This window comes from Spirillospora sp. CA-142024, from assembly GCF_050942325.1.
Taxonomy (GTDB): Bacteria; Actinomycetota; Actinomycetes; order Streptosporangiales; family Streptosporangiaceae; genus Spirillospora.
Genome location: NZ_CP192077.1, coordinates 1561215 through 1574988 on the forward strand (window position 1 = coordinate 1561215; position 13774 = coordinate 1574988).

Here is a 13774-nt window from a genome sequence, read left to right on the forward strand (position 1 = left end):
CACCTGTCTCTCACTGCTGCGACGGCGGCGCCGCCATTCCGGGCTGCACGTGATCAGTGGCCAGGCCGTCGCGGCCGGACCTTCTAGCGGTCGTCCAACATGTCTCAATTTTAGGATCGAATGATACAGTCTCATTTGAGACTATCTCGACTGCATGCGACTTCGGCGATCGAATGGGAGACGTTCATGCCCGAGCCGACCCACTGCGCGGAATGATCATGGGAAACGCCATGTGGCTCATCGCGCGCCGTTCCTTCATCCAGGGCTGGCCGCGGCTGACCGCCACGCTGCTGGCGGCGGTGGGTTCGATCGCGCTCATCGCGGGCTCGCTGCAGTTCGCGCTCCGCGCGCAGGAGGCGGTGTCGGGGAGCGACGCGAGCGAGTACTTCCGCACCGACGTGCTCGTGCAGGGCGGGACGGCGGATCCGGACGACCCGTACGCGCCCCCCGGCGGCCGGATCCGCCTGGACCGGATCGCGTCCCGGGCCGGGGTGGCGGCCGCCGCCGGGGACGCCGCGGTGGCGGTGACGGCCGCCCGTCCCGGCGGACAGGCGATCATGGCGTCGGCCGAGGGCCGCACGGTGCTGCGGCCTTGGGTGCCGGACCCGTGGCTGACCCCCTACCGGCTGGAGGCGGGGCGCGCCCCCGCCGCCGACGCCGAGGTGGCGATCGTCCGCCACATGTCGCGCGTCGGGAGGGTCCGCGTCGGCGACGCGCTGACGCTGCCCCGCCAGACCCGCCGGGTGGAGATCACCGGGATCGTCAGTGTCCAGGGCCGCGACGCGGTGGCCGCCGGCGACCTGGTGCTGGCCTCGTCCGAGACCGTACGGCGTGCGGCCGTGCTGCCCGCAGGCACCTGGCAGAGCGTCTGGGTGAAGGCCACCCCCGGCGTGCCCGCCGATCGGCTGCGCAGCGAGCTGGAACGGGAACTGGGCGGGCAGGCCACGGTGCGCACCGCGGACACCGTGCGGCACGCGCAGGCCGACGCCGCGCAGAGCGAGGGCGCGTCGGTCGCCGGCGTCATCGGCATGCTCGCCTCCGTGGCGATCTTCGTGGGCCTGTTCGTGGTGGCCGACACGTTCGGCACGCTGGCCCGGCAGCGGACCCGGCCGCTGGCGCTGCTGGGCGCGGTCGGCGCCACGCCGCGGCAGATCAGACGGCTGATCCGGCTGGAAGCGCTGGTGATGGGCGGCATCGCTTCGGTGGCCGGCGTGGCCGCCGGCTACCCGGTGTCGGCGCTGATCACCTGGTTGTTCGCGCGGGACGGTTTCGACGTCTCGGCCGCCGATCCCCAGTTCGGCTGGGTCGCGCTGGCCGTCCCGGCCGCGGCCGGGATCGTGGTCACCCAGCTGGCCGCCTGGCGCGCGGCGCGCCGCGCCGCGGGCGTCTCACCCGTACAGGCGTTGCGCAGCACCGTCGCCGAGCCCCGGGAGCGTCGCTGGCCACGGCTGATGACCGCGTTCGCGCTCTTGGCCGGTGCGGGCTTCTGGTACGCCGTGGCCGTCGCGGTCCGCCTCAGCGATCCCCCTGGCCTGGACCGGACGTTCGGGGTCTCACTGATGATCCTTTTCGGTTCGATGCCGGCCGTGACCGCCCTGGCCGTCCTCACCCCGTTGTTCGTCGGGCCGCTGGGCGGGCTGGTGGGCCGCCTCGGGACGCTCGTCAGCGGGGAGACCGGACGGTTGGCGCACGCCACCATCACCCGCAGCCCGCGCCGGGTCTCCTCGGCCGCCTCGTCACTGATGCTGGGCGTCGCGCTGGTCGCCTCCGCGACGCTGGTCACGCAATCGGTGCACGACCGCTTCCGGGAGGCGGGACGGGAGGTGATGGCGGCCGAGCACGCGATCACCGCGACCGCCAGGACCGCCGAGGGCGCGCCCGCCCCACTGGCCCGGGACGTAGCGGCCCTGGTGACGGGCACTCCGGGGGTCTCGCGGGCGATCCCCCTCACGCAGACCGAGGTCAAGCTCGTGTCGCCCCCGCCGGACACTCTCGAACCGGGCGAGGAGCCCGACTCGTTCCGCTTCCTTGTCAGCGGCGCCGAGCAGAGCGGGCTGCGCGACGTACTGCGGCTGGGAGGAAGGCCGCCTGCGCTGCGTCCCGGGGAGATCGCGCTGTCGTCGACCGTCATGCGGGAGCGGGGACTGCGGCGCGGCCAGGAGATCGTCGTCCGGGCCGCTCAGGGCCGGGTCGCGCTCACCGTGGCAAGCGTCTACCACGACCCCTCCCACCTCTTCGCCGAACAGGCCCTCGTGGCACCCGCGACGATGGACCGGCTCGACGCCAACGCCGCGACCCAGGCGATCCTCGTGCGGGGCGGCTCTCCCGAGGCCCTGACCCACGCCGTGGCCGGAGTGCCCGGCGTGCAGGTCCGCGACCGGGACGCGTACGTGGACGCGGCTTCGGGCTCGCTCACCCGGGCACTGCGAGCGACGTACGGCTTTGTTGGCATGGCACTGCTGCTGGCGCTGTTCGGCATGGCGACCACGGTGTCGATGGGCGTCGCCGAACGCACCCGGGAGTTCGGGCTGCTGGGCGCCGTCGGCGCCACCATGAGGCAGATCCGCTCGATCGTCCGCTGGGAGGCGGCCACCGTGGTCGCCCTCGGCACGATCCTCGGCACCGTGACCGCACTGGGGACGCTGACCCTGCTGCACGTGACCACCGGCAGCTCGTTCCTGCGCCCGGACCCGCCGTGGTGGCTGTTCCCGCTGCTGACGGCAGGAGCGGCGGCGGCGACGCTGGCGACCTCGGCACTGCCCGCGCGCCGGGCCGCCGCCATCCCCGTCCTGGAAGCCGCCAAGGCCGAATGAGCCACAGCAGGAGGAAAGCATGCGTTTTCAACGCTCCGCCCCCGTCCACGCGCACCAGTCCCCCAGCCGCACGTACTTCGCACCCCGCCCGTCACACCAGCCTTGATCCGCCAGCCACCCGTTGGGCGGTTTGTTTTTGGGTTGTGTAGATGCGGGCTACGGCGATTGATATGGCGGTCAAGGGGAGCCAGACGGCTGCTGTGAGCCAGAGGTTCTCGTCGGCTGCGCTGGTCAGGAGCGGGGTGAGGAGGCCGATGAAGAAGACGCCTATGGCCAGGCCGAGGGTGGCGATCATGCCTGGGGTCGGGTCCGGGAGGGTGCGGCGGGTCAGGCGCCAGGCGCAGGCGGCCGTGACGAGGAGGCCGGGAGGGATCACGATCAGCGCGCCGATGAGGAGCCGTGTGCGCAAGTCGGCCGGGGCGGCGTCCGTGGTCTGGGTGTCGCCGTTCGCCGCTATCTCGGTCACCTGGCCGCGCCAGATGGTGCCGGTGATCCGGTCGCCCTCGTTGAGGTCACTGAAGACGGGGCGTCTGTTGGTGTAGGCCGTTTCCCACCTGGTGCCGTCCGCGTCCGTCAGCGTGGCGCGATCCAGTTGGCCCCTCTTGGACGTCCGGTGGATGCCGGACACGGTGAACTGCTCCGTCCAGCGGCATTCGGCGGGCTGGGACGGCGCGGCCGGGCAGCGCGGCGCGGCGTTGTAGGCGTCCAGGTCCCGGGTGCCGCCGGGGGCTTCCGCTGCGACGAAGAAGACGGCGAGCGCCACGAGGGCCATGCCGGCGAGCAGGGTGAGCACGGTCGCGACGGTGCTGCGCAGGATCCCGGCGAGGGAGGGCTGGGCCATGTCCCCATTGTCCCATTTGAGGATCTTGGTGGCGCACCGGCCGGTCGTCTTACCTGCGGTGACGTTCGCCGTGCCGGTGGGCCGTCGCCATGCCGGTTGCCGGGTGATCAGCCGGGGAATCGGTATCGGGATGGGAGGGCTCGATGGCGACCGTTGTGCTGTTAGGGACGCTCGACACCAAGGGCGCGGAGTACACGTGGCTTCGTGAGCGGGTGCGGGAGCTGGGGTGCGACACCGTGCTCGTCGACGGGGGCACCGGGCCGTCCGACGTGGACGCGGATGTCTCCGCGGAGGACGTCGCCCGCGCTGGGGGCACGTCGCTTCAGTCCCTGCGGGACGCGGGAGATCGAGGCGCGGCGGTCACGGCGATGGGCGAGGGGGCCGCGGCCGTCCTCGCGGGGCTGCCGGAGATGGACGCCGTCCTCGCGGTCGGTGGAAGCGGAGGATCGTCGATCGCGGCGCGGGCCGTCCGGGATCTGCCCATCGGCCTGCCCAAGCTGATCGTCTCCACGATGGCATCGGGGGACGTCGCGCCGTACGTGGGCGCCAAGGACGTCACGATGACCTACAGCGTCGTCGACATCGCCGGGATCAACCGGGTGTCGCGGCTGATCCTCGGGAACGCGGCGGCGGCCGCCGCCGGGATGGCGAAGGCGTACGCCGACGCGCGGTCGGCGCGCGCGGTGGACGAACGGCCCCTGATCGGGGCGTCCATGTTCGGGGTCACGACGCCGGCGGTCGACGCGGCGCGCGAGCGGCTGGACGAACTGGGCTACGAAGTGCTCGTCTTCCATGCGACCGGGGCCGGCGGGCGGGCGCTTGAGGGGCTCGTGGAGAGCGGGTTGCTGGCCGGGGTCCTCGACCTGACCACGACGGAGCTGGCGGACGATCTCGTCGGCGGGGTGCTTTCGGCCGGGCCCGACCGGCTCACGGCGGCCGGGCGGCACGGCCTCCCGCAGGTCGTGGCGCCGGGGGCGCTGGACATGGTCAACTTCGGCCCGCGCGAGACGGTTCCCGAACGGTTCGAAGGGCGCGAGCTGTACGTCCACAACCCGACCGTGACGCTGATGCGGACGACGCTGGAGGAGATGGGCGAGCTGGGACGGCGGATCGCGTCCAAGCTGGCCGCCGCCACCGGGCCCACCGTGCTGTTCGTCCCGCTCGGCGGTGTGTCGGCGCTGGACGCGCCCGGCATGCCGTTCCACGATCCCGTCGCGGACGAGGCGTGCTTCGCGGCGCTGGAGGGAGCGGCGGAGACGGAGACGCTCGACATGAACATCAACGATCCGGCGTTCGGCCGCGCGATGGCCGACCGGCTGCACCAGATGATCTCGGGAGGCTCCTGGTGAACCGCGAGACCGTCCTGTACCGGCTGCGGAACGCCGTCGCGGAGGGCAAGCCCGTCATCGGCGCGGGTGCGGGCACCGGGCTGTCCGCCAAATGCGCGGAGGCGGGCGGCGTCGACCTCGTCATCATCTACAACTCCGGCCGGTATCGGATGGCGGGACGCGGATCGCTGGCCGGCCTGCTGCCCTACGGGGACGCCAACCAGATCGTGGTGGAGATGGCGTCCGAGGTGCTGCCGGTCGTGAAGGACGCGCCCGTCCTGGCCGGGGTGTGCGGCACCGACCCGTTCCGGGTGATGCCCGTGTTCCTCGACCAGCTCAAGGCGATGGGTTTCGCGGGCGTCCAGAACTTCCCGACCGTCGGGCTCTACGACGGGGTGTTCCGGCAGAACCTCGAAGAGACCGGCATGGGGTACGACCTGGAGATCGAGATGGTGCGGCTCGCCCATGAGCGCGGCCTGGTCACCGCCCCGTACGTCTTCGACGAGGACCAGGCGCGGGCGATGGCCGAGGCCGGCGCCGATGTGCTCGTCCCGCATGTCGGTCTCACCACCAAGGGCAGCATCGGCGCCGGGACGGCCCTGACGCTGGACGAGGCGGTCGAGCGCGTGCAGGCCATGCGCGACGCCGCGTTCGCCGCCCGTCCCGACGTCCTCGTCCTCTGCCACGGCGGGCCGATCGCCGAGCCGGACGACGCCGCCTACGTCCTGTCGCGGACGCAGGGTGTCGTCGGCTTCTTCGGCGCGTCCTCCGTCGAGCGGCTGCCGACCGAGCGGGCCATCACGCGGCAGGTGGCCGCCTTCAAGAATCTGGAGCTCTGAATGCTGGTGAATCCCGGCGACGTGACGACGATGACCTTCGACTGGGGGTCGATCAAATGGTTCGTCACGCCGTCCACCGTGCCCGGCGCGGGAAGCACGCTGGGCGAGGTGATCGTCAACCCGGGCAAGGGACACGCACGGCACAACCATCCGAACGCCGAGGAGGTCATCTACGTGATCTCCGGCGAGGCGGCGCAGATGGTGGACGACGGGCAGCCGTTCCCGTTCCGTGAGGGCGACACGGTCCACATTCCGAAGGGCGTCTGGCACTCCACGTACAACACGACATGGCGCCCGCTCCGCCTCATCGTCACCTACACGCCGGGCGGCGAAGAGAAGGCCCTGGAGGCCGCCCCGGACTACTGCCTGCACCAACCCGGCGCAGTCCCCGAATGGAGCCAGGCCTAGCCACTCGTCCAGGCGTCCAGGCCGTCTTCTGTCAGGAGGACGTCGAAGGCGGCGTCGGCGGCGCCCGTCAGGGGGCCTTGCGCGCCCAAGGTCGATGGGCGGACGGGTGGCGGGGCCGATCGGCGATAACGCATCAGGGCGGCGGTGTAGCCGCTTTCGAGGGCGACCGGTGCCCTCTCGGCGAGGGCGGGCGCGAGGCCGGAGAGCGTGACGACGTCGGGATCGAGGGCGTTGACCAGGGCGCCCATGCCTCGTCCCAGCGCGTGCGCGGCGGCCGCGACGGCGGTGCGCGAGGCCGGAGCGGATGCGGCCGCGGCGATGATCTGCTCGGCCGCCGTCCGCGGATCGCGGGGGGCGGGACGGCCGAGTGCGCGGGCCATGGCGCGGCCGTCGACCTCCAGGTCCCAGCAGCCCCGCGCACCGCACGGGCATTCCAGGTCGGGATCGCCGAACGGCATGTGGCCGAACTCGCCGCCCGCGCCGGTCGCGCCGTCCACCGGGCGTCCGTCCACGACGAGGATGCCGCCGACGCCGACCTCCACGGTCAGGTGCAGGACGACGCGCGCCCCCGCGCCCGCCCCGCGCCTGGCCTCCGCCAGCCCGGCGAGGGAGGCGTCGTTGCCGACGAGCAGCGGGACGCCGGGCGGCTTGAGCGGGTCGAGGCCGACGTTGCGCCAGCCCATGCCGGACGCCTGGACGATCGCCGTTCCGCTGACGGCTCCCGCGACGCAGGCGGACACCGCGCGGAGCCGGCGGCCGTAGCGGGTGTGCAGGGCCGAGACATGCTCGGCGAGCGTTCCGAGGATCGTCGGCGAGCCGGAGTGGTGCCCAGCCTCCTCGGTCAGGAGGCCGCCGCCGAGCTGGACGGCGGCCACGCGCCACCGCTCGTGGCTGATGTCGACGACGCAGACGACCGGGCCGTCCGGATGCGCGGTGAGAGTGGGGGACGGACGGCCGCGTCCACCGGTACGGGGTGGCGCGTCCTCCTCGACCAGCCGCGACGCCTTGAGGCGGGTCGTGATCTCGGCCGCGTTGCCGCTGCTCAGGCCCAGGGCGCGTGTCGCATCCGCGCGTGTCGCGGACGGGTGCGCATGGACGTACCGGAGCACGGCGAGCGCCCCCTGGCTGCGCAGGGCGCGCGCCGAGTGCGCGGTCTTCGGCTGCATGGTGACATCCTCGCCCGCCGTGGTGACGAGCTTCGCTCCGCGGGTTATCCTCGCCGCACGAGCATAATCCGGGAGGTCGTGACATGGACACGGACCGGGCGCCCGACGAGGGCACGCAACGAGCACGCGCCTCCGACACGACCTCCAGACGGACTGCGGGCACGCTCGCCCTGTACGCCATGTTCGGGTGCCTCGGCTACCTGCTCGCCTCGTTCGGCTCGATCCTGCCGGAGCTGCGTGAGGAACGGGGCCTGCCGCGCGCGGAGGCCGCCCTCTATCCGTCCGCCTTCGCGCTCGGACTGGTCGTGATCGGCCTGATCGGGCCCCGCCTGGCGGAACGGCTCGGACGATACGCGCTGCCCACGGCCCTGACCGCGCTCGTCGGCGGCGCCGCGCTCCTCGCCGCCGCCGGCGGACGCCTCGGCACGGCCGCCGGCGCGCTGATCTTCGGTCTCGGCGGGGCGGGACTCGTCCAGCTCGTCCCGGCGGCGCTGCGGGCCGCGCACCACGGTGATGGAACGGTCCAGATCGGCGAGGCGAACGCGGTCGCCAGCGCCGCGTCCGTCCTGTCCCCGATCCTCATCGGCGCAGCCCTGGCCCACGACCTCGGCTGGCACACGGCCTTCGTCCTCCCACCCCTCACCGCAGCCGCCCTTCTGCTCCTACTGGCCCGCACCTCCATCCACACCCTCACCCCCTCCAAAACCACCCCCGCCGATCCGCCCGCTGGTGCGGCGGTCGGGGGTGGGGGTGGGTGGGTGTTCTGGGGGTGGTGGGGTGATCTTGTGTTGGCGGTGGGGGTGGAGTTCTGCATGGTGTTCTGGGCGGCGGACTTCCTGGGGAGTGTGAAGGGGTTCGGAGCGGGGAGCGCGGCGACGTTGTCGGCCGCGTTCGTGCTCGGGATGGCCGTCGGGCGGGCGGCCGCCGGGCCGGTGGTGAGGGTCGCGGGGCGGCCCGAGCGGCTGCTCGTCGTCGCCGCCTTCGTCGGCATCGCCGGGTTCGCGGTGCTGTGGACGTCGCCCGCGCCGGTCGCGGTCGGCGGGTTGCTGCTGGCCGGGCTCGGTGTGGCGCTGCTCTACCCGGTCATCCTGGGGCAGGCGCTGGCAGCGTGGGCGTCGCAGCCGGTCCGGGCCGCCGCGCGATGTGCGCTCGCGTCGGGGGTTGCGATCGGCGTCGCGCCGCCCCTCCTCGGGACGCTCGCCGACCTCACCACGTTGCGCGCGGCCGTTCTCGTCGCGCCCGCCCTGCTCACGGTCCTGCTGGTGCGTTGTGGATGGCGGCTCAGAGCGACCGCGTGATCACCGAGGCGAGTCCGCCGTTCGCGTGAAGTTCTCCTCGACGGCGTCGGGAGGCGGTCCGGACGTCGAGCGCGCCGGAGAGCCTCTCGGCCGTGAAGGTCGCCATCGTGACCGAGTCGTTCCTGCCCCAGGTCAACGGGGTCACGAACTCGGTGTGCCGCGTTCTCGAACATCTAGCCGCTCATGGCCATGAGGCCGTCGTCGTCGCGCCTGGTCCCGGGCCCGCCGACTACGCCGGAGCCCCGGTCGAAAGAGTCCGGGGCTTCTTCCCGCCGTTCTACCCGTCGTTCGCCGTGGGGGTTCCCACGCGGCGCGTCACCGCGATCCTGCGCGACTTCGGGCCCGACATCGCACACATCGCCTCGCCGTTCGTGCTCGGCTCGTCCGGGCTCGCCGCCGCGCGGAGGCTGGACGTCCCGGCGCTCGCCGTGTTCCAGACCGACATCGCCGGGTTCGCCCGGCGCTACGGGCTGCGCGGCACCGACCCGCTGATCTGGTGGTGGCTCCGCCGCCTGCACTCACGCGCGGAACGCACGCTCGCGCCGTCCTCGCCCGTGCTCGCGGAACTCCAGCGGCGCGGCGTGCCGCGGCTCGCCCGCTGGGGGAGGGGCGTCGACCAGGAGCGGTTCAACCCCGTCCACCGGTCGCCGGAGCTCCGGGCGCGGCTCGCACCAAACGGCCGGGCCATCGTCGGGTTCGTGGGACGGCTCGCCGCCGAGAAACGGCCGGAGATGCTCACCAGGCTCGTGGGCGTGCCCGGTGCGAAGGTCGTGATCGTCGGGGCCGGGCCGGAGGAGGAGAAGCTGCGGCGCCGGATGCCCGACGCCGTCTTCACGGGGTTCCGCACCGGGACGGAGCTGTCGGAGCTGGTCGCGTCGTTCGACGTGTTCGTCCACACGGGCGCGGACGACACGTTCTGCCAAGCGGTGCAGGAAGGGCTCGCCTCAGGGGTGCCCGTGGTCGCCGCCGCGGCGGGAGGGCCGCTCGACCTCGTCCGTCCCGGTGTGAACGGGCTGCTGTACGCGCCGGACGACGGCTCCGAACTGCGCGCGGCGGTGTCGACGCTCGTGGACGACGTCAAGATGCGCCGGCGGATGGCCGCCCAGGCAAGGGAGTCGGTCAGGGGACGCGGCTGGGACGGGGTCTGCGAGCAGCTGATGGGCCACTACAGAGAGATCGTGCAGGGCACAGGGGAACGACGACGCACGGAGCAGGCCGCGTGAGAACCTTCCCGTTCGTCGTGTCCATCCACGATGTCGCCCCGTCCACGGCGGAACCCACCGCGCGCTGGCTCACCGACCTGGACGAGCGCGGCGCGCCCTGCACGCTGCTCGCGATCCCGGGCCCGTTCGGGGGCGGCGCCGCCCTGCCCGAGGACGACGCCCTCGTCTCCTTCCTGCACGCCGCCGCCGGGCGCGGACACGAACTCGCCCTCCACGGCTACCTGCACGCGGGCGTGCCCGGCGGCCCCCGGTGGCGCGGCGGCGTGAACCGGATGCTGGCCAGGGGCGCCGGCGAGTTCTGGTCGCTGACCGAAGGCGAGGCCGTCCGGCGGCTGGAGGCCGGTCTCGGCCTGCTCGCCGACGCGGGCATCCGCGTGACCGGCTTCACCCCGCCCGGCTGGCTCGCCTCCCCGGGCACGCGACGGGCCCTCGCGGCCCTCGGCTTCGCCTACTGGACGAGCCACCTGGGCGTGCACGGCCTGCCCGGCGGCCCGGTACACCGGATGCCCGCGCTGTCGCATCGGCCCGGCGGGACGGGCGAACGCGCGGGCGCCCGCCTCATGACCGGCGCGGCCCGCGCGTTCGCGAGGACGCGGACGCCGTTCCGCATCGCCCTGCACCCGGCCGACCTGACCAGGCCCGGTCTGCGCCGGGCCGCGCTCGCCGCCATCGACGCCGCCGTCGCCTCGGGCGGCCGCCCGGTGACCTACGAGTCGCTGGTGTCCGGGTGAGGATCGTCCAGCTCGCCAACCTGTACAGCCCGGTCTCGGGCGGGCTCCGCACGGCCGTCGACATGCTGGGCGCCGGTTATCACGCGGCGGGGCACCGGCGGGCCCTCGTCGTCCCCGGGCCCGCCTACACGCGCCGCGACACGGAGAGCGGGCCGGTCATCACCGTCCCCGGGCCGTCGGTGGCGCCCGGATACCGGCTCGTTCTCGATCCGCGTCCGGTGCTGCGGGTCCTCGGCCGGCTCCGCCCGGACGTCGTCGAGGTCTCCGACAAGGCGACGCTCACCGTGGCGGCCCGCTGGGCAAGGCGTCGCGGCGTCCGCGCGGTGCTGTTCTCCCATGAGCGGCTGGACGCGATCCTCGCACCGCGCGTGCCGTCCTGGATGCCGCTGGAGACCCTCGCGGACCGCTGGAACCGGCGGCTCGCGGCGGAGTTCGACGCCATCGTGGTCACCTCGGCGTTCGCCGCCGCCGAGTTCGCCCGGGTCGGCGCGCCGTCCCTGCACCGCGTCCCGCTGGGCGTGGACCTCACGACCTTCCGCCCCCGCCCGCCGTCCGGGCACGACGGCGTCCGGCTGGTGCATCTCGGCCGCCTGTCCAAGGAGAAGCGGCCCGACCTGGCGATCGGCGCGGCGGTGGAACTCGCGCGCCGTGGCGTGCCGGTCCGGCTGGACGTCGTCGGTGACGGGCCGTGCGGGCCCAGGCTGCGGGAGTGGGCCCGGCGTGAGCGGCTTCCCGTCCGGTTCCACGGCCACGTCGGTGAGCGCGCCGCCGTGGCCCGGCTGCTGGCGGACGCCGACGTCGCGCTCGCCACCTGCCCCATCGAGTCGTTCGGCCTGGCCGTCCTCGAAGCGCTGGCCTGCGGGACGCCCGTCGTGGCGGCCGACCGGGGCGCCGCACACGAACTCGTCGTCCCGGGCGCCGGAGCCCGGGTGGCGCCGCGCGCGACGGCGTTCGCCGACGGCGTCCAGGAGGTCCTGCGCCTGCCGTCCGCCCGACGCCGCGCCGCCGCCCGCGCACGCGCCGAGCGCTACCCCTGGACGACCACCGCCGCCGGAATGCTCGACGTCCTCACCGCCCCGTGACCGCGCCGCTCAGAACGGGATGGGCGTGGTGACCACGCCCGCGTGGGCGAGGATCGTCGCGGCGTCGTCCACGGGCGGGTGGATCTTGTCCATGAGCCAGCGCTTCACCCACTTGCCCTCGGCGCCGGACAGCGCGACGAGCCGGTCCCAGCCGCGGGTGTAGACGCCGCCGGCGGCGCCGAGGTCGACGTCCGTGACGTACGGGGCCGGGGCGAAGTCGATCAGCTGGACGCCGAGGAGGTCCGCCGCCGCGTTGTGCCCGGCCGTCTTGCCCATCGGCACCGCGTGCTGGCAGCTCTGCACCGTCCAGTGACCGTCGTCGGCGCGGGCGGCGGCGACGTCCCCGGCGGCGAAGACGTGCGGGTGGGCCCGCAGGCGCGTGTCGACCTTCAGGCGGCCCAGGCGGTCACGGTCACCGGGAATCCGGGACGTGAGCGGGCTCGCCTCCAGGCCCGCCGTCCACACGACCGCGTCGGCGGGGATCGGCGAGCCGCCGGCCAGCAGCGCCCCGCCCTCGGTCACCTCGGCCACGCTCGTGCCGAGGCGCCGTTCGATCCCGAGCCTGTCGAGGGCCACCTCGATCACCGGGCGCGGCCCGAGACCCAGGTCCGGGGCTATCTCGTCGGCCTTCTCGACCAGGACGACGCGCCCGCGCCCGGCGAGCTCGGTGGCGATCTCAAGGCCGGCGAATCCGGCGCCGACCACGACCGCCGTGTAGCCGTCGCGGCCGCGCAGGTGGCCGCGGAGCCGCTGCGCGCCCTCCAGGGTGTCCACGTCGAACAGCCGCTCGGCGCCCGGGATGTCCGGCCGGACGAGGCGGCTGCCCGCGGCGAGGACGAGCCGGTCGTACTCGACCGGCCGCCCGTCCGCGATCACCACGCGGCCGTCCACGTCGATGTCCTGCACCGCCGCGCGGACGTGCTCCACGCCGACCGGCTCCAGGATCCGCTTCAGCGCGACCGTCGCCCGCTCGGGCTCCGGCTCGTAAAGGCGGGGCCGCAGGACGAGATCCTTGCCAGGCGCGATCAGCGTGATGCGCAGGTCGCTCTCTCCACGCACCCGCGCGGCGGCCGCCGCCGCCCACACCCCGGCGAACCCGCCCCCCACGACCACGACATGCGACATATCCGTCTCCCTCATCTCGACTACCGCCAGGGAGACAAGACACCACCCCCACATGTGACCAGAGCGGGTTACATGTGGCCTAGTTTTTCCGGGTTGGCTACTCGGCGGAAGGTGGTGACCTGGCCGTTGGTGATTTCGAGTGTGTCGACCCAGATGACGCGGCCGTCTCGGTGGGCGGCCAGGGCGAGTTCGCCGCCGATCTCGACGAAGCCGATCCGGTCGACGCGGTAGTGCGACATGATCCGGGCCAGCAGGCGTGCGACCCGCTCCGCGCCGACGACCGGGCGGCGGGACGCGACGACCTTGCCGCCACCGTCGGCCACGTACACGGCCTCGGGGTGCAGCAGTTTCAGGAGGCGTTCGAAGTCGCCGCCCTCGGCGGCCGCGCGGAACGCGGTGAGCACCTGCTCCCGTTCCGCGCGGCTCGCCCTCGGCCGGTCGTCGCGGGCGTCCGCCACCCGCCTGCGGGCGCGGGACGCGAGCTTGCGGGAGGCCGCCGACGAGTTCCCGAGCACCCCCGCGACCTGGTCGAACGGGATCTCGAACACGTCGTGCAGGACGAACGCCACCCGTTCCGGCGGGGTCAGCTCCTCCATCACGAGCAGCATCGCGGTGCCGACCGAGTCGTCCACGATCACCCGCTCGGCCGCGTCCGGGCCGGTCGGCAGCGGCTCCGGCAGCCACGGCCCGGCGTACTCCTCGCGGCGCACCCGCGCCGACTTCAGGACGTTGTAGGCGAGCCGGGCGGCGATCGTGACCAGCCACGCGCGGGGGTCGGCGACGCCGGACCGGTCGGCCGCCGAAGCGCGCAGCCAGACGTCCTGGACGACGTCCTCCGCCTCGGCCACGCTGCCGAGCAGCCGGTACGCGGCGCCGAACACCGCCGGGCGGTGCGCCTCCCAGTCCAGGTCGTCCACGTA

At 73.8% G+C, this 13774-nt stretch carries 12 protein-coding genes; 8 read left to right on the top strand and 4 right to left on the bottom strand.

Going from position 1 to position 13774, the window contains the following annotated elements:
• The first annotated feature begins 218 nt into the window (after positions 1 to 218).
• Entirely contained in the window at positions 219 to 2813 is a 2595-nt protein-coding gene (locus tag ACQPZP_RS07650) for an FtsX-like permease family protein (protein ID WP_433476930.1), read from the top strand.
• A gap of 91 nt (positions 2814 to 2904) precedes the next feature.
• Here ACQPZP_RS07650 and ACQPZP_RS07655 read toward each other — a convergent pair whose 3' ends face one another.
• Positions 2905 to 3654 carry a hypothetical protein gene (locus ACQPZP_RS07655; protein ID WP_433476931.1) on the bottom strand — a complete coding sequence of 250 codons (750 nt, stop codon included), beginning with the start codon at positions 3652 to 3654 and terminating at the stop codon, positions 2905 to 2907.
• 143 nt (positions 3655 to 3797) lie between these two features.
• On the opposite strand from ACQPZP_RS07655, the gene ACQPZP_RS07660 reads away from it, so the two are divergent.
• From ACQPZP_RS07660 to ACQPZP_RS07670, 3 genes are read left to right on the top strand one after another with little or no spacing between them, the layout of a single operon-like run.
• Positions 3798 to 5003: a Tm-1-like ATP-binding domain-containing protein gene (locus tag ACQPZP_RS07660; RefSeq protein ID WP_433476932.1), complete on the top strand. Its 1206-nt coding sequence runs from the start codon at positions 3798 to 3800 to the stop codon at positions 5001 to 5003.
• The gene (locus ACQPZP_RS07665) at positions 5000 to 5821 is read left to right on the top strand and encodes a phosphoenolpyruvate hydrolase family protein (RefSeq protein WP_433476933.1); all 822 of its coding nucleotides are present in this window, start codon (positions 5000 to 5002) and stop codon (positions 5819 to 5821) included. The genes ACQPZP_RS07660 and ACQPZP_RS07665 overlap by 4 nt, the downstream gene beginning before the upstream one ends.
• Positions 5822 to 6229, top strand: coding sequence for a cupin domain-containing protein (locus tag ACQPZP_RS07670; RefSeq protein WP_433476934.1), 408 nt, complete (start codon positions 5822 to 5824; stop codon positions 6227 to 6229).
• Here the strand turns inward: ACQPZP_RS07670 and ACQPZP_RS07675 are convergent.
• A complete protein-coding gene (locus ACQPZP_RS07675; RefSeq protein ID WP_433476935.1) occupies positions 6226 to 7395 on the bottom strand; it encodes an ROK family transcriptional regulator in 1170 nt (389 codons plus the stop codon). The two genes, ACQPZP_RS07670 and ACQPZP_RS07675, sit on opposite strands and share 4 nt — an antisense overlap.
• Before the next feature lie 83 nt (positions 7396 to 7478).
• On the opposite strand from ACQPZP_RS07675, the gene ACQPZP_RS07680 reads away from it, so the two are divergent.
• The 4 genes from ACQPZP_RS07680 to ACQPZP_RS07695 all read left to right on the top strand — a co-directional run bounded on the left by ACQPZP_RS07680 (position 7479) and on the right by ACQPZP_RS07695 (position 11729).
• The gene (locus ACQPZP_RS07680) at positions 7479 to 8693 is read left to right on the top strand and encodes an MFS transporter (protein ID WP_433476936.1); all 1215 of its coding nucleotides are present in this window, start codon (positions 7479 to 7481) and stop codon (positions 8691 to 8693) included.
• Between the two features lie 92 nt (positions 8694 to 8785).
• A complete protein-coding gene (locus ACQPZP_RS07685) occupies positions 8786 to 9916 on the top strand; it encodes a glycosyltransferase family 4 protein (protein WP_433476937.1) in 1131 nt (376 codons plus the stop codon).
• Complete coding sequence (locus ACQPZP_RS07690; protein WP_433476938.1) at positions 9913 to 10647, top strand: DUF2334 domain-containing protein; 735 nt, start codon at positions 9913 to 9915, stop codon at positions 10645 to 10647. Before ACQPZP_RS07685 ends, ACQPZP_RS07690 begins: the two co-directional genes overlap by 4 nt.
• Positions 10644 to 11729, top strand: a complete 1086-nt coding sequence (locus ACQPZP_RS07695) for a glycosyltransferase (protein WP_433476939.1) — start codon at positions 10644 to 10646, stop codon at positions 11727 to 11729. Before ACQPZP_RS07690 ends, ACQPZP_RS07695 begins: the two co-directional genes overlap by 4 nt.
• Before the next feature lie 9 nt (positions 11730 to 11738).
• Here ACQPZP_RS07695 and ACQPZP_RS07700 read toward each other — a convergent pair whose 3' ends face one another.
• The gene (locus tag ACQPZP_RS07700) at positions 11739 to 12854 is read right to left on the bottom strand and encodes an NAD(P)/FAD-dependent oxidoreductase (RefSeq protein WP_433476940.1); all 1116 of its coding nucleotides are present in this window, start codon (positions 12852 to 12854) and stop codon (positions 11739 to 11741) included.
• 68 nt (positions 12855 to 12922) lie between these two features.
• Positions 12923 to 13771 (bottom strand): RNA polymerase sigma factor SigJ, encoded by an 849-nt coding sequence (gene sigJ, locus ACQPZP_RS07705; RefSeq protein WP_433476941.1) that lies wholly within the window; start codon positions 13769 to 13771, stop codon positions 12923 to 12925.
• Between the last annotated feature and the right edge of the window lie 3 nt (positions 13772 to 13774).

Excerpts from the sequence above, each read along its gene's own strand:
- ACQPZP_RS07650 (WP_433476930.1), top strand. The coding sequence starts at position 219 with ATGGGAAACGCCATGTGGCTCATCGCGCGCCGTTCCTTCATCCAGGGC.
- ACQPZP_RS07655 (WP_433476931.1), bottom strand. The coding sequence starts at position 3,654 with ATGGCCCAGCCCTCCCTCGCCGGGATCCTGCGCAGCACCGTCGCGACC.
- ACQPZP_RS07660 (WP_433476932.1), top strand. The coding sequence starts at position 3,798 with ATGGCGACCGTTGTGCTGTTAGGGACGCTCGACACCAAGGGCGCGGAG.
- ACQPZP_RS07670 (WP_433476934.1), top strand. The coding sequence starts at position 5,822 with ATGCTGGTGAATCCCGGCGACGTGACGACGATGACCTTCGACTGGGGG.
- ACQPZP_RS07675 (WP_433476935.1), bottom strand. The coding sequence starts at position 7,395 with ATGCAGCCGAAGACCGCGCACTCGGCGCGCGCCCTGCGCAGCCAGGGG.
- ACQPZP_RS07680 (WP_433476936.1), top strand. The coding sequence starts at position 7,479 with ATGGACACGGACCGGGCGCCCGACGAGGGCACGCAACGAGCACGCGCC.
- ACQPZP_RS07700 (WP_433476940.1), bottom strand. The coding sequence starts at position 12,854 with ATGTCGCATGTCGTGGTCGTGGGGGGCGGGTTCGCCGGGGTGTGGGCG.